The organism is Vibrio sp. 2CM40D, assembly GCF_023161825.1.
In the GTDB taxonomy this organism is placed as follows: domain Bacteria; phylum Pseudomonadota; class Gammaproteobacteria; order Enterobacterales; family Vibrionaceae; genus Vibrio; species Vibrio alginolyticus.
Genome location: NZ_JALNTL010000016.1, coordinates 1 through 19,220 on the forward strand (window position 1 = coordinate 1; position 19,220 = coordinate 19,220).

Sequence of the window (19,220 nt, forward strand, 5' to 3'; positions counted from 1 at the left end):
GGTTGAAAGCACCGGTCTTGAAAACCGGCATACGTTAATAGCGTATCTAGGGTTCAAATCCCTATCTCTCCGCCACTATTAAGAAGCCTCGCTAGAAATAGCGAGGCTTTTTTCATTTCCGCACATCTTTATTACTCTATCTGTGCTTGTCAAAAATCAATTCCATATGCGATCTACTTTTCGACAAAGTAATATTGGTATCGGTATTGGTTGTGATGTTTTGATTTTTGCTAAGAAGTGCAGTTGCCTCTAAAGCTGTTCATCCTCATCACTGCATGCTGTCCAGATAAGGTTGTTGGAGATGCTTTGTTAAGTTGTTGAACCATCTATTGCCTTATCGTTCTCTTAAAGCACTACCATTGCTTCTCTAGCCCCTTTTACCGGATAGACCGAACAAATAAGCATACTAAAATAGCCACTGTTTCACTGATGTATCTTTTTGTTTTGCTCAGTCTAGCGACGCGTGTGCTCTATTGCCTAAATCTAGCTACGTCTTAAAACCATACATCAACAGGCTAAAGTTACGTATTCCTGCATCTTTTAAAATTGTTTTGGATTCTGCTGGAATGACAGGATCAGAGTAGTCAAAAAAAGAAGAGGAAAGTGAAACGATAGTGAGTTGCTAGGAAGTTGAGAACTACTTGGGAGCCAATGAATTGGATAAACATATTGATGACTAAGGACTAAAGGGTTAGTAGCAGGCAATAAAAAAGCCGACAGTAAGCTGCCGGCTTGGTTAGGTCACCTTTAGTTAGTCATTCTGTACGAGCGTGAGAGCTTTACGAGAGACTTCGTGAGCAGCTTTGGTTAGATTTTGCTTCTCTAGTGTGTCTGCTAGGAATGCATAGTCAGAGACGTCAGAGCGAAGCTTTAAGGCGATCTCAAAGTGGTCTTGGGCTTCTGGCCACTTCTCTTGACGGAAATAGAAGTGCGCTAATGCGCTATGGGCAGCGGCGTTATCCGGTTCTTTCTTCACTACTCCCTCTAAGAAGACCACGACAGGGTGGGTATCTGGCAGGTTTAGATCTGGCAGAAGTTGATAAAGCTCTGGGGCAGGTTGTTTTTTTAATGCTTCTTTTAGCACGGTAAAGGCTTCTGCATCAGCTTTTCGTGTGATGAGTTCTCGAGCAAAACAGGCAACGAGGTGTGTGTCTTGTTTCACTTTACGTGAGAGACTATTCCAATGGGAGATTAGCCCTTCGCTACCTTGTTGTTGCGCTACTTCATGGAGTAAGCCGCACTGCGCCTTTTGAATCAGCTCTGCATGTTCTTCTTCCGTGATGAGTTTTGCTTTGGTTAGTTGTGGCAAGAGGTCAATAAGAGGTTGCCACAACTTTAGCTGCATGTACGTTGTTTTCAGCAAGTTCAATACAATAGAGTTACTCGCATACTGACTTTTTAACGATTGCAAGGTATCGAAAGCGGACTCGAACTCGTTGTCGCGGATAAATTGTTTCGCTCGAGTCAGTTCTACTGCGAGATGGGCGTTCTCTTGTTGGCTCGCTAGCTCTAGATAGTGATCTCGTTTTGCTTTATCACCTTGGCCTTGTGCTGCTTCAGACGCAACCAAGTAGCAGAGCAGCGGCATATCGTGATGATTTGCCCAGCGAGTTACTTTCTTCTCAGCACCTTTCCAGTCACCTTCTAGAAGTTTAATAATGCCTTCATTGGTGTATCGGCGGGAATGGCGCATTTTGCGAACACTGAAGTAGTTCCATGTTGTAGAACTAGCATAAACTAACTTCTTAATCAGGTACTCAAGCAGAAAAAGACCTGCGAGTGCTGCGATAACGAAAACCACTAATGTCGTTACGCTCATCTCGATCGTTTTCTCGGCAATGGAGATGAGTACATAGCCTTGCTGACCAGAAAACTGGGTGCCAACAAATAGTCCTGCGCCTAGTACAACAAATAGGAAAATAAGACGAAACATTACTTATCCTCCATGCCTGTCATCGTTGTGACTTCACGACGTAGGCGTTCACGAATGACATCTGATAGTTGAGACTGACTTTGCAGTTTCGTTGGGTATTCCACTTGAATATTTTGCTGACTTAGTAGGTTAACCGTTTTGTTGAACTCTTTAACGGAATTATCGTCTTGGTTGAAGAAAGCTAATGCCCATTTGTCTGCTGTTTTTAGAGACGTGGTGTAAATTTCACCTTGCTCTTGGTACACCGCTTTTATTGCCGTTTCCAATTTGGCTTTGATGTTTTCTTTCAGGTAAAAGTGTTGCTCAGGAGAAAGCAGTGGAATGACGTTACCATCGCGCGTGCGGAAGGTAATGAAGTTTTCTGAAAAGTCCTTCAAAGAGGTCATTAAGTTATCTTGCCAGTTTGCGATATCTTCAGACACTTCAGTGTTTTCTACGGCTTCAGCTTCAGGTAGCAGTGCATTGGCGAGAGGGAGCTTGTCTACTTGCTGTTGTAGGGCAGTTAAGCGTAGTACCAATCCATCACGGTCAATTAGCGGGATAGTGCGAAGTTTGGTGATATCGTTCGCCATTGCTTTACGTAGTTTGACGAGGCTAGGGTCATTCAGTGCTGCAATGCGTTGGTCTGCACTTTCCATCAGTTGAGTCGCGCTTTCTACATCGTGCTCTAAGAACAATTTACGACCAGCTAATTTGACAAGGTAATCGGCTTCCGCTAATAGCCAGTCGTTTGGTCGACGACCTTTCACATCGGCAACGGCGAGCTGTAAGCTTTCAATGCTCTTCTGTTGCTGTCCAAGTACCACTTCCGCTTTGTGTGTCACGGTTGTTGCTTTCTCGATGGTTTCTTCTTGTACCCGGCTGAGTTCTTGCTTCATGGAAGCTTGAGTGCTTTCTAGCTGACTTTTTAGTTGGGCGATCTGCGCTTGGTAATCGGCTTGCTGTTGATGCAGCTTGTACGCGAGGCCACCGCCAAAAATAATCGATAAGATGATAGCGACCGTGCCTAGTTTGACACCGCGTTTACCTTGTTTTTCTTCAAACTCGACTTTGGTTGGCTCTGCTGTTTTTGGGGGCTCGGCCGCTTGTGGTTGCTCTTTTTTAAGGTCCGCATCCTGCTGCGATGTGGTTTTTTCGACTAGCGGTGCCGATGAGGTTTCTTCGGAAAGGTTTTTATCGTTATTTTTTTGGTCGTTATTTTTACTTGTCATGCCTATATCCTGTGTAGCTAGGGCTGGAGAGCCGCCAGTAATTCTTGGTTGGATGCGCTTCCCGTGCATCTCACGCGAGTGAACCCCCTTTGAATTGCGATGTCAGCGATACGCTGACTGGGGATATACAACTCTTGTTGATTAAGCCAAGTCAATTGCTCCGACGTCAATTGGCTGCACAAATAATCCAGTTGTTCACCACTGGTGACAATAATCTGGTTAATTTGTAGGTTTTTCCATAGTGAGATACAGCTTACTGGATCGAATGGGATGAATTCTCTCTTGTAAGTCTCACTATAGTGAACTTTTGCGCCACGCCTCACCAATGCATCTTTGATCAGCTCTCTTCCGCCGTTACCACGAAGGATAAGAACTTGTTGTTGTGCCACATTGTTGAGCTCTGGCAGTCGCAATAAGTGTTCACTATCACTGACTTGGGGATAGTGTACTTTCTGTTGGGTACATTTGCTTAAATAGTGTGCTGTTTTTTGACCAACGGCAAGGTAAATAGCTTGTTTCGGCCATGACATCCCGTTGCTGGCTAAGATTTGCTGTGCGCATTGCACTGCATGTCGACTAACAGCGATAACAATTTGAGCTTGATGTAGATGTTTAGAGAGGTGCGTGTCCGTGAGATCGGCGACAATGTCGATCAGAGGATGGTGATATGCGGAAATGCCGTGCCTTTCGAGCAGAGAGCAAAGCGCGTTGCCTTGCTCTCCCGGCCGAGTGACCAACACTGCCATGGTTATTCGTGATCTGCGTACAGCTTAGTTAGGATTTCACGAGCGCCGTTATCTAGCAGCTCATTGGCTAGCTGCACTCCTAATGCTTCGCCATCTTTACGATGGCCACGAATTTCACCACGCACAATTTCGCTGCCATCTGGTTCGCCAACTAATGCGCGTAGCCAAATGTTGTCGCCGTCTAGCAGGGCATAGCTGCCGATAGGTACCTGACAGCCGCCTTCTAGCGTAAGGTTCATTGCGCGCTCACACAAAACGCGGTCTACGGTGTCTTGGTGGTTAAGTGGCTCAAGCAGCTTAAGCAGTCTTTCATCGTCAAGGCGGCACTCAATACCGACAGCACCTTGCCCTACCGCTGGTAGTGATTGCTCTGGTTCGATAAAGCTACGAATGCGTTCTTCAAGCTTCAATCGTTTGAGGCCAGCCGCAGCAAGAATGATTGCATCATACTCACCCGCATCTAACTTACCAAGGCGAGTGCCCACATTACCGCGAAGCTCTTTGATGATGATGTCCGGACGATATTCTTTCAGTTGGCATTGACGGCGCAAACTGCAAGTACCAACCACGGCACCTTGAGGGAGCTCATCAATGTGGCTATAGGTATTAGAGACGAAGGCATCACGAGGATCTTCACGCTCACAAATGGTCACGAGGCCAAGGCCTTCTGGGAAATCGACGGGTACGTCTTTCATTGAGTGAACGGCGAGGTCTGCACGTCCTTCTAGCATCGCGATTTCAAGCTCTTTTACGAACAAGCCTTTGCCGCCAACTTTTGCTAGTGGTGTATCTAAAATCACGTCACCTTTGGTCACCATGGTTACTAACTCGACTTCCAAGCCAGGGTGAGCGGCTTGAAGGGCGTCTTTAACAAAGTAAGCTTGCCATAAAGCAAGAGGGCTTTTTCGAGTTGCAATGCGAATCGGTGTGGATTGTGTCATGATCTTCTCAATGCTGTTTGGATTTGGGTTTATCCTACCATTCTCATCAAGAAATGCTTACTGTTAGTTCGTTATCTCTGAAGGCTATGAATGGAATTACATGACGTTATGAAAATAGTGTGACTGGATTCTCAATTAGACTAAGGACTATTATTAGTAATAGGTAATAAGAGCGACACTACCGCGCGATTAATTTTGTGACTAAAGTATGGTTTTGTATCCAGAGTGATACGCGGGCGTGAAGCTTTACCCGCACCAATAAAAGTGTTAAATTGATCACGTTTTTAAGCCGTTTTGGTTTAAAACGTCAGCAGATTTTCGTGATTGTTCAACCAAGGAATTCCCCTTGCAGGCTTACACCCAAAAAATCATCCAGCGACTAGATAATTTGAATCAGCAGCGAGTTGATCGCGCGCTGGCGCTTATGGATTCGCAAAGCCAGCAAGTCTTCCACTTGATTCCTGCCTTGTTGAACTACAACCATCCTGTAATTCCTGGCTATTATGATGCCGATGTCCCGTTTGGTGTGCATGGGCTTGAACTAAATAGCATTCAGCAACAATTCATAGATGATATTCAACTTGCCATTGGTCAGCCGCTCAAGACGGTAGAAAAGCCCGCTATATTGGGTTTGTACACCATGGGCAGTACCTCCTCGATTGGTCAAAGTACTTCCAGTGATTTGGATATTTGGGTGTGTATTTCTCCAGAGATGGATTGTGACGAACGCGAGTTATTGACCAATAAATGCCTACTCATCACGGATTGGGCACAAAGCAAAGGCGTGGAAGCGAACTTTTTCTTAATGGATAAAGAGCGCTTTAGAAGCAATCATTCTGAGGAGATGACAGGTGATAACTGTGGTTCATCTCAGCACTTACTTTTGCTAGATGAATTCTATCGTAGTGCGGTGCGTATTGCCGGACAGCGTTTGTTATGGCAAATCGTGCCGCCAGAAATGGAAGAGTGTTACGACGAGTACGTTTCTCAACTTTGCAGTGATGGTTACATCGACTGTAGTGAATGGATCGACTTTGGTAAATTGAACTGCATTCCTGCTGAAGAATACTTCGGCTCGAACTTGTGGCAGTTATACAAAAGCATCGACTCTCCCTACAAATCGGTATTAAAAGCCATCTTGCTAGAAGCTTACTCGTGGGAATACCCGCATACTCAATTGTTAAGCATCGACACTAAACGTCGTTTCTTTGCCCATGAGCCTGATCTCTATGGCATGGATGCGTACTACTTAATGTTGGAAAAAGTAACCCGTTACTTAGAGCGAATTCAAGACGATACACGTTTGGATTTAGTGCGTCGCTGTTTCTATCTCAAAACCCATGAAAAACTATCTCGTGAGCCGAATGTTGGCTCAGTAGCTTGGCGTCGTGAAGCGCTGAGCGATATGATTGCAAAATGGAATTGGGATGCCAGTGTCGTTGCAGAGCTCGATGACCGCCGTAATTGGAAGGTTGAACAAGTGAAGGTGGTACATCATGCATTGCTGGATGCGTTGATGCAAAGCTACCGTAACTTGATTCAATTTGCGCGTCGTAACGACATCACTTCTGCTATCAGTCCGCAAGACATCAGTATTTTGGCCCGTAAACTTTACGCGGCTTTTGAAGTATTGCCGGGCAAAGTAACGTTACTAAACCCACAGATTTCACCTGATCTGCACGAGCCTGACTTGAGCTTTATCGAAGTGAAAAAAGGGGGAGTGAACAAGTCTGGTTGGTACCTCTATAAACAACCACTTATTGCGCACCGCATTTTGGGGCAACCATATCTAGAGCATCATGAATACTTGAGTAAGTTGGTTGCTTGGGCATTCTTCAATGGCTTGATTACTGAATCGACTCGTTTACATGCCGTGGTACGTGAAGCGCAGCTAGATATTGATAAGTTTTACCAAATGGTGAGCGACTTACGAAATACTTTTGCGTTGCGTAAGCGTCGTCCATCTATGCAGGCGCTAGCGAGTCCTTGTGAAATAAGCCAGCTTGCGATGTTCATCAACTTTGAAAATGATCCGACGTCTGAACTTTCTGGTCGTTCGTTGAAAGTGGATGTTAAGAACACCGATATTTTTAGCTTTGGTCCAGAACATAAAAATTTAGTCGGCAGTGTTGACCTTGTTTACCGTAACTCTTGGCATGAAGTGCGTACGCTGCATTTCAAAGGGGAAACGGCGATGCTGGATGCACTGAAAACCATTTTGGGCAAAATGCACCAAGATGCGTTGCCACCAGAATCAGTGGATGTGTTCTGCTATGCGAAGAACATGCGTGGTGTGATGCGCAATATGGTTTACCAGCTTTTAGCTGAATGTATCGACTTACGCTTGAAACCAGTAGAGCAAGAGAAACGTCGCCGCTTTAAAGCGATGCGTCTTGGTAACCAGACTTATGGGTTGTTCTTTGAACGTCGTGGTGTGTCGGTGCAGAAGCTAGAAAATTCCATCGATTTCTACCGCAGCATTTCTACTAACAAACTCAAAGGCTCGCCGCTGTTAATGCTCGATCGTGAGCAAGAATATCAAATGCCGGAAGCGGTGGATGGGTTTGCCAGTGAAGGTCTGGTGCAGTTCTTCTTTGAAGATAACGAAGATGGCTTCAATATTTATGTGTTGGATGAGTCAAATCAAGTAGAAGTGTATCACCAATTTAGTGGCTCCAAAGATGAAATGATTTCGTCTGTAAACAGTTTCTACACGTCGGTAAAAGACGATAGTCGCGTCGCGTCGAAGTTTATTAATTTTAACCTGCCTCAGTACTATCAAATTATTCACCCTGAAGAGGGGAATGCGTATATCATTCCTTACCGTAATGACGGTTGTTCACCGAGTCGCCCGACCAAAACTGTGAACGCGTAATTAAACCCGTATCAATAAACAAAAAGAGCACTTCGGTGCTCTTTTTGTTTTGGTGACGATTGACCAGAATTATGCCCAATCAATGGCTTCGCCTGCGTGCTTTTCACATTCTTGCTTCACCATTTCAAATAGCTCCATACCCGTTTTTGAGCAGGTCCATTTACCTTCAATAAGTTTGAAGTGGAAGCCACCAGATTTGGACGCTAGCCAGATCTCATGCATCGGCTCTTGGCGATTAATGATGATTTGGCTGCGGTCTTCAAATTCCAATGTCATTACGTTGCCAGTGACTTCGTAATCAATGTCTGCGCCTGAATCATCGATGGATTCTTCGATGATTTGCATCTGCGCATCCACCAGTTGATGAAATTCAGTATCGTTCATCCGTCTATCCTATTGCTTTTCCTGAGTGTGGTGCGATTATAGGGGGCATTGATTCAATAATCACGATATGCGAAATGAAAAAATTAGTTACTGTGTTGTTTGTGATGGTTGCCGCGACCTTAGCGGGGTGTGGTCAGTCTGGCTCACTATACATTCCAGATGACACTCAACAGAATGAGCAATCACAATAAATAACCGCACCTTAGGGTGAAATTAGGGTTCAGCAGTCGAATAAAATAAGGGAAGCGAATTTTGGATTACTTCAACTATCAGGATGATGGCCAGCTTTGGGCCGAAGACGTCCCACTTCAAGCTCTTGCAGAGCAATATGGCACTCCTCTTTACGTATATTCTCGAGCCACGCTAGAGCGCCATTGGAAAGCGTTTGATAGTGCTGTGGGTCAGCATCCTCACCTGGTTTGCTACGCGGTGAAAGCCAACTCAAACTTAGGCGTATTGAACACGCTAGCGCGTTTGGGATCGGGTTTTGACATCGTGTCGGGTGGTGAACTTGAGCGTGTGATTGCCGCAGGCGGTGATCCGAAAAAAGTCGTTTTCTCTGGTGTTGGTAAAACATCGGCAGAGATGAAGCGCGCTCTTGAGCTAGGTATCAAATGTTTCAACGTTGAATCTGAGCCAGAGCTAGAACGTTTGAACAAGGTTGCGGGTGAGCTTGGTGTGATTGCGCCAATTTCTCTTCGTATCAATCCAGATGTCGACGCGAAAACACACCCTTACATTTCGACTGGTCTTCGCGACAATAAATTCGGCATTGCGTTTGATCGTGCGCCAGATGTTTATAAATTCGCGCAAAGCCTGCCGAACTTGAATGTGCAAGGTATCGACTGCCACATTGGTTCTCAGCTGACCAATATAGACCCATTTATCGACGCGACAGACCGTTTATTGGCCCTGATTGATGATTTAAAAACACAAGGCATTAACATTCGTCACCTTGATGTCGGCGGTGGTTTGGGTGTGGTCTATCGTGATGAATTACCACCTCAGCCTTCTGATTACGCCAAAGCGTTACTAGGCCGTCTTGAAAATCACCAAGACTTGGAGCTGATCTTTGAGCCAGGCCGTGCAATTGCTGCGAACGCAGGTATCTTGCTAACGCGTGTTGAGTTTTTAAAACATACTGAGCATAAAAACTTTGCGATTATCGACGCTGCAATGAACGACTTGATGCGTCCTGCGCTATACCAAGCATGGCAAGATATTGTGCCAGTTTCACCGCGAAAGGGTGAAGCTCAGACTTACGACTTGGTTGGTCCTATTTGTGAAACCGGCGACTTCTTGGGTAAAGATCGCGCACTCGTTTTGCAAGAAGGTGATCTACTCGCGGTTCGTTCAGCAGGTGCCTATGGTTTTGTGATGTCTTCGAACTACAATACTCGTACCCGAGCAGCAGAAGTGATGGTGGACGGTAAACAAAGCCACTTAGTTCGCCAGCGTGAGGAGCTGACCAGTTTGTGGCAGCTGGAACAGATTCTACCGGAGTAACACACAACAAATGCATTTCCACTTTTCCAAAATGCACGGTTTGGGCAACGACTTCATGGTCGTCGACTGTATTACCCAGAACGTGTTTTTCTCGCAAGACCTGATCCGCCGCTTGGCGGATCGTCATACTGGCGTTGGTTTTGACCAATTGCTTGTGGTAGAGGCCCCTTACGACCCTGAAACCGACTTCCATTATCGGATTTTTAATGCCGATGGTAGTGAAGTTGAACAGTGTGGTAACGGTGCACGCTGTTTTGCCCGCTTTGTTCGCTTGAAGGGACTGACCAATAAATACAGCATCAGCGTGAGCACCAAGAAAGGAAAGATGATTCTCAACATCGAAGATGATGGGGAAGTGACGGTCAACATGGGCGTACCAGAGTTTGAACCGAACAAAATTCCTTTCAAAGCGAAGCAAAAAGAGAAAACTTACATCATGCGAGCAGGCGACAATACCTTGTTTTGTGGTGCTGTGAGCATGGGTAACCCGCACGTAGTGACCGTGGTCGACGATGTGGATACGGCAGAAGTGGAAACTCTCGGTCCGCTGCTCGAGTCGCATGAGCGTTTCCCAGAGCGCGTCAACGCTGGCTTTATGCAGGTGATGAGTCGTGACCATATTCGTCTTCGAGTTTACGAGCGAGGCGCAGGAGAGACACAAGCTTGTGGTAGTGGTGCATGCGCGGCAGTCGCGGTTGGGATTCTGCAGGGCTTGTTGGATGAAAACGTTAAGGTTTCTCTACCTGGTGGTGAATTGCGAATTGCATGGCAAGGCCCTGGCAAGCCGTTGTTTATGACCGGACCTACAACGCATGTATTTGATGGTCAATTATCTTGCTAGTTGAAGAAAAAGGAAACGGTTTGTCTCAAGTAGAAGCAGATGCCTTAACGGCTGAAGTAGTGGCAGAGTACCTCAAAGATCATCCAGACTTTTTTGTGCAACGTCCGGAGCTTGTGGATCGTTTATCTTTCCCACACTCAGACTTAGGCGCGGTATCTTTGGTACACATCCAAATGAATCGCCAACGTCAGCGCATTGAAGAGTTAGAGGAAGAGATCACTACACTAATGTCGCTTGCGGCGAACAATGATCGCACCTTTTACGAATTTATGGATTTGCAGGGGCAGATTCTAAAGTGTGGTGACTTTAAACAAGTCATTCATTCTATCGAAGAGAAAGCCAAAACATTGGGCTTACGTGCGTTTGTTCGATTGTTTAGTCAATGCGACGCATCGATTCAATTGAGTAAGGAAAGTTATCAACGCTTTGCGACCACTCACTTAAATGGCAAAGATGCGTACTTAGGACGTCTTCGCAAAGTGGATCGTGAAGCTTTGTTTGGCAACATGGAAGTGCCGGAAATGGGGTCCTATGTGGTACTGCCGCTCGTGAAACAGCAAACACTGGGCGTGCTTGCTTTTTCTAGTGAAGATGGCGGCCATTTTCAGCCAGATATGGATACCTTGTTTTTGCGTCACCTATCATTAGTAGTGGCACATCTCGCTCAAACACTGGTATGGCAAAGTTACGATGACGACAACTCCCAACACTCCTCTGCCAAATAGTCTGCAAAAGCCTCTTGAGCGCTTCTATGAATTCTTACGAAGCGAAAAGGGGCTTAGCCTACATACTCAGCGCAATTACAAACAGCAGCTAGAAACTATGGCGCAGCACTTAGCTGAAATGGGGCTCAAAGATTGGTCTCAAGTGGATGCTGGTTGGGTGCGCCAATTAGCAGGTAAGGGCATGCGAGAAGGCATGAAAGCCAGCAGTTTGGCAACGCGACTCTCATCGCTACGTAGCTTTTTCGATTTCCTTATTCTGCGTGGCGAGATGTCGGCTAACCCAGCCAAAGGGGTTTCAGCACCTCGCAAAAAACGCCCGTTGCCCAAAAACCTCGATGTTGACGAAGTGAGCCAATTACTTGAAGTCAACGAGGACGACCCGTTGGCTGTGCGCGATCGCGCCATGATGGAGCTGATGTACGGCGCCGGTTTACGTTTGGCTGAGTTGGTGGGTGTGGATGTACGTGATGTACAACTGCGTAGTGGTGAGCTTCGTGTTATTGGTAAAGGCGATAAAGAACGTAAAGTGCCGTTCTCTGGGATGGCAACCGAGTGGGTCGGGAAGTGGTTACGCGTTCGTGGTGATTTAGCCGCTCCAGGTGAGCCCGCCTTGTTTGTATCTAAGCTTGGAACGCGTATTTCGCATCGTAGCGTGCAAAAGCGCATGGCTGAATGGGGGCAGAAACAGTCTGTCGCAAGCCATATTAGTCCGCATAAATTGCGTCACTCATTTGCGACACATATGCTCGAATCAAGCAATAACTTACGTGCGGTGCAGGAGCTTTTAGGGCACGAGAACATTTCGACGACCCAAATCTACACGCACTTGGATTTCCAACATTTGGCGCAAGCCTACGACCAAGCCCATCCACGCGCACGTAAAAAGAACGGGGAGTGAGCCGAAGTATGAAATTTTATCGCCGTATCGAGCCTATTAAGGCAATGACCTTTGACCTAGATGATACCCTCTATGACAACTATCCTGTGATCGTTCGCATGGAGCGTGAGTTGCTATCTTGGCTCAAGCACCATCATCCAGCGGTTGCTCATATGAACAAAGCGGATTGGTTTGCTCTCAAGCAGCGTGTTGTGCAGCAACAACCCGAGCTGAAGAGCGATGTCACTTTATGGCGTTTAGTGCAACTTCAGCAAGCCTTCTCCCAAGTAGGCTACGACGAAGACGCAGCACATGCCGCCGCGAAAGCCGCAGTAGACGTTGCGTTGGACTGGCGTAGCCGTTTTGAAGTGCCGCAGCAAAGCCTCGATGTACTGGAGGAACTCGCGCAGCACATCCCGTTGGTAGCAATCACCAACGGTAATGTGGATTTAGACCGCATCGGTCTTACGCCTTATTTCCAACAGGTACTTAAAGCAGGACCAGATGGATTGGCGAAACCCGCAACCGATATGTTTACTAAAGCGAAGCGATTCTTGGATATTCCTGCGGAGAATATTCTGCATGTCGGTGATCATCTAACCACGGATGTGCATGGTGCAAAGTTGGCTGGTTTTGCAGCCTGTTGGTTTAATGATATGAATAAAAATGTCATTAACCATTCAAAAACACGTACTTTACCTGATATTGAAATCAATAGTTTGCAGCCGTTACTCACACTTTTTTAATTGCTTTCGCATTAATCCATTCTAATCTCATTTTGTGTCTAGAAAAGCAGCGCAAAGCCACGTAAATTATTCTCTATTAAATAAAAATAGTAACGCCACACGTCGTGGTGAAGATAGTGTTACGGCAGTGGTAGGTCCATGCGAGCTTTTTCAAAACTGGTTCACGATGTCAGTCAACTGAATGACTTTTTAGTCACTTTTCCGACTTCCTCAGATAAACAATATTTAGTACAAATATTGTCGACGCAATCGCGCGAAATTACGACCACACTTGCAGACGCCGTTTTGTCGTCGCTGCCGAATGCTCATGTTATGGGGCATAGTACGCGTAATGTGATTCTGGAAGGGGAGATATTTACCTCTGGTTGCCTAGTGAGTGTGATTGAATTTGAGCAAACCACGCTGACTTCTGCGGTACAAACATACTCTTACTCCCCTGACATTGATGGCGGGGAACTCAAGCGCTCTCTTCTAATGCAGCATAATTCACAGGTGATCCTCAGCTTTGCTGTGCAAATTGAACGACGTGACTATCCCTTGTTTCAAACCTTCGCCAGTGAAGAAGTAGTGATTTCTGGAGGGTTGGCGCAGAGTATTGACGATGGCTGCTGGGTGCTATATCAAAACCGAGTTTACGATAACGCTGTGGTTGCCGTAGCTTTGCACAGTGATACTTTGAAGCTATGGACTGATGCGTATTCGGAATGGAACCCGATTGGCATGCCACACAAAGTCACTCATGCAAAAGGAACGCGCTTGTATTGTTTAGGTGAGAAGAAAGCGCTGGACGTATACAAGCGTTACTTGGCGGATGGCCATGACGTGACGCTGAGTCAACTGCTCAGCTTTCCATTGTATCGAGAAAGCTTAGGGCGAAAGGAAGTTTGTACGGTAACGGAGCTACACGCTGATGGCAGTATGAGCTTCGACAGGCCCTGGTGTCTTGGTGACGAAGTGCAATTTTGCTATAACCATCCCTCGTTAACGCTCGAGCAAGTGCGGCATGGTGTGGTTGAGTTAGCCATGCACCAACCTGAAGTCGTGATGATTTTTAACTGCGCGTCACGGTTAGACTTTATTGACAGCAGCGACGAAGTCCAAGCCTTCAAAGATATTGCGACGACGTTTGGTAGTTACTGTATGGGGGAACTGCATGGTGGTATTGGTCAGCCCGAAATTCTCCATCACAGCCTGACGTATTTAGCGATGCGAGAGGGAGACGAAGTGCAAACATTGAACTTGCCTAAGTCGCCCGTTAGCTCCTCTATTTCACCGCTGTTTAGCTTGATTCGAAATGCGATCGGCGATCTCAACCATATGAACGCGCATATGGGATATCAACTCGATCGCCAAACGCGCAAGTTACAAGAAAGCTATCGACGCGACAGTCGCACGGGATTACAAAACCGGGTCGCATTGCAAGAGCGGCTGAGTAACATCGATTTGGATGAGCATTTGTTGACTCTAAAGCTACTTAACTTTAGTCATATCAACGAAAAATACGGCTACCGAGTGGGAGATCAATTACTCAAAGATCTCTCAATGCACTTTACGAATCGACTACGAAAGCGTTTCGGCATGCCAACGGCTTTGCAGCTTTATAGTATTGGGGTTGGTGAATGGGCGTTCATATTTAAAGCTGATCAAAGCAGCGAGACCATCAAACAGCACTTTACGCGTTTTGCTGACGCGGTAGAACAAACTAATTTTGAGCCAATTGGCCTACGTGAAATAGATTATCTTTCTATCTCGCTATGCGGCGGCTTAGTGAGTCGTCGAGACTTTCCATCCGCTTCAGTAGATGAGCTCTTACTCAAAGGCATCGAAGCGAGGCGCTCCGGTGTACGCAGTAATACCCATATCTGTAATGCGAAAGATATTGAAGTCAGTGAGGATGTGCGTAAAGAGCAACTTGGATGGCTAAGTTGCGTCAGTAGAGCCATTCTCAAACAGAATATCATCACTTATAGCCAACCTATTGTGCATGCGAGTAGCCACAAATTGGCAAGCCAAGAATGTTTGGTTCGTATTCTGGAAGCCGATGGAACGGTGATTGCGCCAGGACGTTTTCTGCCAATTATCTCTGATACGCATCTTTACACTCGACTAAGTCGGCACATGATTCATTCTACGTTGCATTATATGCGAGATAAGCAAGGTGACTTTTCTATAAACTTATCGCCGCAAGATTTGCTCAGTGATAAAACTTTAATGCTTTTAGAGCATGAAATTAGCCAGCTAAATGACCCAAGGCGAATTGGTTTAGAAGTGCTGGAATCTGAGCAGATCAAAGACTACGGCCGAATGATAGAAGTGTGCAGTCATTTTAGAAGCTTAGGGGCGCGTATCATTGTTGATGACTTTGGGTCCGGTTATTCGAATATCGATGAAATCCTAAAGTTGGAGCCAGAAGTCATAAAGCTCGATGGCAGCTTGATTCGTGATATTGATAAAGACTTAAAACAGCGCAAGATCGCTTCCCAGTTGGTGCGTTTGTGCCAGGTGTTTAACGCGGAGACGGTGGCGGAGTTCGTCCACAATCAGGAGGTGTGTACCATTGCACAAGACATGGGGGTGGACTATTTGCAGGGTTACTATCTTGGCAAGCCGACTCGACTGTTTTAATGATGTTTCACGTGAAACTTCTTGTCGTAAAAAACGCAGCGTAGGCTGCGTTTTTTGTTTGGTTCTTCTACTGAGCTTAATGGTTAACGCTTAAGAGCGTGTCCACTCTTTTCAGCTTGGAACAGAGCGAGGTAATGGGCAAAAAAGCGCTGCATTTGTTGTTGGTTGTTTTGTTCTCCAAGTTGCCCGAGCAAATGTGCAGCGACTTCAAACGTACACAAATTACCTTGTTGTTGGTTGCGTCGCAGCTGATATTGTGAGTCCGCCGACGCAGACAATCCCATAGTAGGGATACCTTCTAACCAACGGCTCTTATTGATCATCTTGCGCGCCTCTTGCCAGGTGGCATCTAAAATAATAAACAGCGGAGTTTTGGTTTGTTGCTGGCTTTGGAGTACCACATGTTCGAGTGTGATACTTTCTTCACAGGGGAAGAGCAACACCGGATACCGCGACGGATCAGCTAATAGAGTGAGCAATTCTGCTGGTGGCTGTTTGCGATCCCAGATTACTCGCTCAATGTTGAGTTGGCACTGCTCTAGTAGCTGGCCGGTATTAGTATCACGCTTCAGTTCATTCGGATGCATTAACAGCAGGATGTTGTGCTCACTGGTAAGTTTCGGCATTAGCGAGCACATACAATTGAATTGAAAACCGCAGGTTGGACACGGTTGTGACATTACAGACGAACTCCTTCGCGCACCGGGCTTATCCCATCAGAGAACAGACGCACACCACTGACTTGGTTCGGCGTTGCCGTTGGTGCCATGCTTGGGTTGAGTGGGTAGCTAACCCCAGTGTATTGCATCACGTGTTGAGCCGCTTTAGCTCCGCCACCGCTGACATTAAAAATCAGATCTCGCCAACCATGAGAGGTTTGTTGGCCGAGCATAATCGGGCTTTGCACTAGTGTAATGCGGCTATTAAATCGCCATTCCTTTTCGTGATGTTCAAATATCAGCAATGTACAGCCTCCGGAACCACACCAATCCAACTGTACCAATAGCTCTTCGTTACCATCGCTGTTGAGGTCGTAAGTTAGCCAACGGTATTGGTTATTGTTGGGGGTGGTTTGATGGATAAAGAAGTAGTTGCGCACCGCGGCATCTACTTTTGAATCAAACTCTGCACTAGAAGGGACGTCAGCACTACCGATGGGGTTGTTGGTGCGTTTTTCGGCTGGTTGCATGATGCCTTCATCACGAACGGTGGCAGGATAAAGGACTAAACCACCATCGGCGATTGGGTATACTAAGTTACCGACTTTTTCTTTGGTCGCTTTGAGCTGATTGCCTTCTCGAGTAAACAGTCGCTCTGACATTAGCCTTTGCTGTTGATGATGCGTCATGACAACTTGAACCTGAGACGGACTTAACTGTTGCCAGTAACCACGCTCGATTAATGGTGCTTGTCCATTGGAGTAACGGTATTTTGTTGTGGCGCTGTGGTCTGGGTTTAAGGTCATTTGTACTTCAAAGCCTTGTGATTGGGTTGAGGTCGCGACATAGGTATTAGCCCAGCCAAGCGTTGCATCGACGTTTGCAGCCATACCACAACCTTGATACGTCTCGCCATCATGTTTTAGTGTTGCTTTCCAGCCATACAAAGAATCGCTCATTGTGTCTGAGCAGAGGTTTTCTGTTAAGCGAAGCTCACCATCTTGTAGTTGATAAGTGCGCTGGCGAGGTTGAAGCTGACTGCTGTTAATCGCTAATTTTGTGGTTTGTTTGCCGATTTGCTGGAATGTTAGTCCATTAGCCTCAAAGCTTGCCGACCAAGAAGGCTCATTACCAAACACGCGAGTTGGTTTGTTTGGTTGCTGACAACGGTTTGGATTTTCCGTTGTGAGGAAGTTCACTTGTTCCACGACAAAGTTAGCATCGAAATCAGCAGAAAACCCATCGATGCCCGGTGGGTTGAGGTGGCCGATAACCTCGCCATACATAGTCTGGTAAGGCTCGTTATTTAACTGAATTGCTCGTTGCATTTGCTGTGGTGATAGTTGCAACCAATATTGCTTGTCGCTGCCACAAGGCATGATGTATTGGCTCTCGTGACCGACGATCACTTTTCCGCGTAGCATAAAAGTTTGAGGTTGAATGGTTTCAGGCTTATCTAAGGTTGCTGGTGGAGAGGTTAGGTCAGCGGCACCAGATTGTGGCGACTGTGAACTACATGCTTGCAGAACCAGCAGGGTGGCAAGCGCCACTGGGTTTTTCAAAGCCTTCATGTTATATCTTCCTCATTATTGTTACTCAATCGGCATCGGATGGCATTATGGCATATTGGTTATTTAAAACTGAACCAGATACCTTTTCTATTGACACGCTTCGAACCCAAAAGGTTTCATGTTGGGAGGGAGTTCGTAATTATCAGGCGCGCAATATGATGCGTGACCAAGTGAAGGTGGGCGATTTAGTCCTGATTTACCACTCTTCTTGTAAACATGTTGGCGTGGCAGGTATTGCTAAAGTTGTGAGAGAAGCCTATCCCGATCATTTCCAATTCGATCCCGAAAGCGATTATTACGATCCAAAGTCAGACCCAGACAACCCGCGTTGGATTATGGTGGATGTCGAGTTTGTACGTAAAACGGCGCGAGTGATTCCGTTGTCGGTGATGAAAGCGATGCCAGAACTTGAGAACATGCCGTTGGTGAAACGTGGAAATCGCTTGTCGATTATGCCCGTGACAGAAGAAGAATGGGACGCGATTCTTGGCAAAGAGAAGCTGCCAAGTCAGCGATAAAAGAAAAGGGCTGCGAATGTGCAGCCCTTCATTATTTGGAGTATTGAAGCTTACAGCAAGTGTTCTTGTAGGTAGTGTGCAACCGCATCTTCTGCATTGCTGCCAATTACTTCATTATTTGGTAGAGCTTTCATCACTTTTTCGTGTGATGTACCCATAACTAGCCCTTTACCTGCCATCGACAGCATTTCTACGTCATTCATGCCATCACCAAATGCTACGCAGTTTTCTAACGTGAGGTCGAGTTTTTTCGCTACCGCTTCAAGAGCATGACCTTTAGACACGCCAGCGCTCATTACTTCCAAACACCAAGGCGTTGAAAATGCGATGTTCAGCTTATCACCAAACTGCTCACGTAGTTTGTTTTCAAATACGACCAAACGTTCGTGGTCTTCTCCTGGATGAGTAAAGAAAACTTTCGCAATACCGTCAGTTGGGGCGTGGTCTTCATCAAATAAGACGTAAGTGAATTCATCGTGGAAGTCACGTAACGTTTCATCATCCTTGTTCATCAACCAGCTATCATTTTGATACATGTGAATAAGTATTTCTTGATCATGTTTGATCGTGTCGATCACGCCTTGTACCAGTTCCGCAGGGACATTCTCGCTGTACATTAGCTGATCTTCCTGGTCATGCACTCGGGCACCATTCGACGTGATCATATAAGCTGGAATGCCAACTTGGCGACGGATGCTCGCAACGTCTACGTGGTGACGGCCGGTTGCAAAGACAAAGGTATAACCCTTTTCATGCAGCGCTTTTAGCGTCTCTTTTGAGTAAGCACTGAGCTGATGGTTTGGTGCGAGTAACGTGCCATCCAGATCAGAGGCAACGATTTTGGTGATCTCTTTGCAAGGTAGCGATGTGCTCATGAAGTCCTCGTAAACGGTTTGGATAGTGTGGAACAGGTGAATTGCAAACGGAGTACAGCAGACTGACTAGATCGTACTGCTCCGAATGCGGGGGAACTTGGGCCCGTAGCACTATGCGGTTAAACACAGTGTCAAAGTAGCCAAGTTCAAGCAGTGTACGCCAAAATGAGGATGAAAAAGAGGGTAA

16 protein-coding genes and 1 pseudogene are annotated in these 19,220 nt (G+C 46.2%); 9 read left to right on the forward strand and 8 right to left on the reverse strand.

Features of this window, described 5'->3' with window-relative positions; translation table 11 throughout:
* Positions 1-751 precede the first annotated feature (751 nt).
* From MTF70_RS22520 to hemC, 4 genes are read right to left on the reverse strand one after another with little or no spacing between them, the layout of a single operon-like run.
* Complete coding sequence (locus MTF70_RS22520) at positions 752-1,933, reverse strand: heme biosynthesis HemY N-terminal domain-containing protein (protein WP_205461609.1); 1,182 nt, start codon at positions 1,931-1,933, stop codon at positions 752-754.
* Positions 1,933-3,144: a uroporphyrinogen-III C-methyltransferase gene (locus MTF70_RS22525; protein ID WP_005378751.1), complete on the reverse strand. Its 1,212-nt coding sequence runs from the start codon at positions 3,142-3,144 to the stop codon at positions 1,933-1,935. Before MTF70_RS22525 ends, MTF70_RS22520 begins: the two co-directional genes overlap by 1 nt.
* A gap of 17 nt (positions 3,145-3,161) precedes the next feature.
* Positions 3,162-3,890 carry a uroporphyrinogen-III synthase gene (locus MTF70_RS22530; RefSeq protein WP_005383386.1) on the reverse strand — a complete coding sequence of 243 codons (729 nt, stop codon included), beginning with the start codon at positions 3,888-3,890 and terminating at the stop codon, positions 3,162-3,164.
* 2 nt (positions 3,891-3,892) lie between these two features.
* The gene (hemC, locus tag MTF70_RS22535; protein ID WP_005383388.1) at positions 3,893-4,831 is read right to left on the reverse strand and encodes a hydroxymethylbilane synthase; all 939 of its coding nucleotides are present in this window, start codon (positions 4,829-4,831) and stop codon (positions 3,893-3,895) included.
* Between the two features lie 346 nt (positions 4,832-5,177).
* On the opposite strand from hemC, the gene MTF70_RS22540 reads away from it, so the two are divergent.
* Positions 5,178-7,706 carry a class I adenylate cyclase gene (locus MTF70_RS22540; protein ID WP_053350817.1) on the forward strand — a complete coding sequence of 843 codons (2,529 nt, stop codon included), beginning with the start codon at positions 5,178-5,180 and terminating at the stop codon, positions 7,704-7,706.
* Positions 7,707-7,775: 69 nt separating this feature from the next.
* Here the strand turns inward: MTF70_RS22540 and cyaY are convergent, their stop codons facing one another.
* Positions 7,776-8,090: an iron donor protein CyaY gene (cyaY, locus tag MTF70_RS22545; RefSeq protein ID WP_005383391.1), complete on the reverse strand. Its 315-nt coding sequence runs from the start codon at positions 8,088-8,090 to the stop codon at positions 7,776-7,778.
* Between cyaY and MTF70_RS22550 the strand changes: the two are divergent.
* The 7 genes and pseudogenes from MTF70_RS22550 (at position 8,070) to MTF70_RS22580 (ending at position 15,410) form a co-directional block, all read left to right on the forward strand.
* Positions 8,070-8,281, forward strand: a pseudogene (locus MTF70_RS22550) (lipoprotein). The gene cyaY and the pseudogene MTF70_RS22550 overlap by 21 nt on opposite strands.
* Positions 8,282-8,342: 61 nt before the next feature.
* Positions 8,343-9,596 (forward strand): diaminopimelate decarboxylase, encoded by a 1,254-nt coding sequence (gene lysA / locus MTF70_RS22555; RefSeq protein ID WP_167415538.1) that lies wholly within the window; start codon positions 8,343-8,345, stop codon positions 9,594-9,596.
* A gap of 10 nt (positions 9,597-9,606) precedes the next feature.
* Complete coding sequence (gene dapF / locus MTF70_RS22560; protein ID WP_005378744.1) at positions 9,607-10,437, forward strand: diaminopimelate epimerase; 831 nt, start codon at positions 9,607-9,609, stop codon at positions 10,435-10,437.
* Complete coding sequence (locus MTF70_RS22565; protein ID WP_025768160.1) at positions 10,431-11,162, forward strand: DUF484 family protein; 732 nt, start codon at positions 10,431-10,433, stop codon at positions 11,160-11,162. The genes dapF and MTF70_RS22565 overlap by 7 nt, the downstream gene beginning before the upstream one ends.
* Positions 11,128-12,060, forward strand: a complete 933-nt coding sequence (gene xerC, locus MTF70_RS22570) for a tyrosine recombinase XerC (RefSeq protein ID WP_005378742.1) — start codon at positions 11,128-11,130, stop codon at positions 12,058-12,060. The genes MTF70_RS22565 and xerC overlap by 35 nt, the downstream gene beginning before the upstream one ends.
* An 8-nt stretch (positions 12,061-12,068) precedes the next feature.
* On the forward strand, positions 12,069-12,785 hold the full coding sequence (gene yigB / locus MTF70_RS22575) for a 5-amino-6-(5-phospho-D-ribitylamino)uracil phosphatase YigB (protein ID WP_005378741.1): 717 nt from the start codon (positions 12,069-12,071) through the stop codon (positions 12,783-12,785).
* A gap of 138 nt (positions 12,786-12,923) precedes the next feature.
* Positions 12,924-15,410, forward strand: coding sequence for an EAL domain-containing protein (locus MTF70_RS22580; protein ID WP_042523924.1), 2,487 nt, complete (start codon positions 12,924-12,926; stop codon positions 15,408-15,410).
* Between the two features lie 83 nt (positions 15,411-15,493).
* On the opposite strand, the gene MTF70_RS22585 is transcribed toward MTF70_RS22580, so the two are convergent.
* Together MTF70_RS22585 and MTF70_RS22590 are read right to left on the reverse strand one after the other, a co-directional pair.
* Positions 15,494-16,090, reverse strand: a complete 597-nt coding sequence (locus MTF70_RS22585; RefSeq protein WP_042523926.1) for a tRNA-uridine aminocarboxypropyltransferase — start codon at positions 16,088-16,090, stop codon at positions 15,494-15,496.
* Positions 16,090-17,640, reverse strand: coding sequence for a membrane protein (locus tag MTF70_RS22590; protein ID WP_042523928.1), 1,551 nt, complete (start codon positions 17,638-17,640; stop codon positions 16,090-16,092). Before MTF70_RS22590 ends, MTF70_RS22585 begins: the two co-directional genes overlap by 1 nt.
* 47 nt (positions 17,641-17,687) lie before the next feature.
* Between MTF70_RS22590 and MTF70_RS22595 the strand changes: the two genes are divergently transcribed.
* Positions 17,688-18,158, forward strand: coding sequence for an EVE domain-containing protein (locus MTF70_RS22595; protein ID WP_005378735.1), 471 nt, complete (start codon positions 17,688-17,690; stop codon positions 18,156-18,158).
* Positions 18,159-18,208: 50 nt separating this feature from the next.
* On the opposite strand, the gene MTF70_RS22600 is transcribed toward MTF70_RS22595, so the two are convergent.
* Positions 18,209-19,033 (reverse strand): Cof-type HAD-IIB family hydrolase, encoded by an 825-nt coding sequence (locus MTF70_RS22600; RefSeq protein WP_017636084.1) that lies wholly within the window; start codon positions 19,031-19,033, stop codon positions 18,209-18,211.
* Positions 19,034-19,220: the final 187 nt, after the last annotated feature.

Bases quoted from the DNA above. Each gene is read 5' to 3' on its own strand.
- MTF70_RS22530 (WP_005383386.1), bottom strand. From the start codon at position 3,890: ATGGCAGTGTTGGTCACTCGGCCGGGAGAGCAAGGCAACGCGCTTTGC.
- MTF70_RS22520 (WP_205461609.1), bottom strand. From the start codon at position 1,933: ATGTTTCGTCTTATTTTCCTATTTGTTGTACTAGGCGCAGGACTATTT.
- xerC (WP_005378742.1), top strand. From the start codon at position 11,128: ATGACGACAACTCCCAACACTCCTCTGCCAAATAGTCTGCAAAAGCCT.
- cyaY (WP_005383391.1), bottom strand. From the start codon at position 8,090: ATGAACGATACTGAATTTCATCAACTGGTGGATGCGCAGATGCAAATC.
- MTF70_RS22590 (WP_042523928.1), bottom strand. From the start codon at position 17,640: ATGAAGGCTTTGAAAAACCCAGTGGCGCTTGCCACCCTGCTGGTTCTG.
- MTF70_RS22525 (WP_005378751.1), bottom strand. From the start codon at position 3,144: ATGACAAGTAAAAATAACGACCAAAAAAATAACGATAAAAACCTTTCC.
- MTF70_RS22595 (WP_005378735.1), top strand. From the start codon at position 17,688: ATGGCATATTGGTTATTTAAAACTGAACCAGATACCTTTTCTATTGAC.
- yigB (WP_005378741.1), top strand. From the start codon at position 12,069: ATGAAATTTTATCGCCGTATCGAGCCTATTAAGGCAATGACCTTTGAC.
- MTF70_RS22600 (WP_017636084.1), bottom strand. From the start codon at position 19,033: ATGAGCACATCGCTACCTTGCAAAGAGATCACCAAAATCGTTGCCTCT.
- MTF70_RS22585 (WP_042523926.1), bottom strand. From the start codon at position 16,090: ATGTCACAACCGTGTCCAACCTGCGGTTTTCAATTCAATTGTATGTGC.
- hemC (WP_005383388.1), bottom strand. From the start codon at position 4,831: ATGACACAATCCACACCGATTCGCATTGCAACTCGAAAAAGCCCTCTT.
- dapF (WP_005378744.1), top strand. From the start codon at position 9,607: ATGCATTTCCACTTTTCCAAAATGCACGGTTTGGGCAACGACTTCATG.
- MTF70_RS22580 (WP_042523924.1), top strand. From the start codon at position 12,924: ATGCGAGCTTTTTCAAAACTGGTTCACGATGTCAGTCAACTGAATGAC.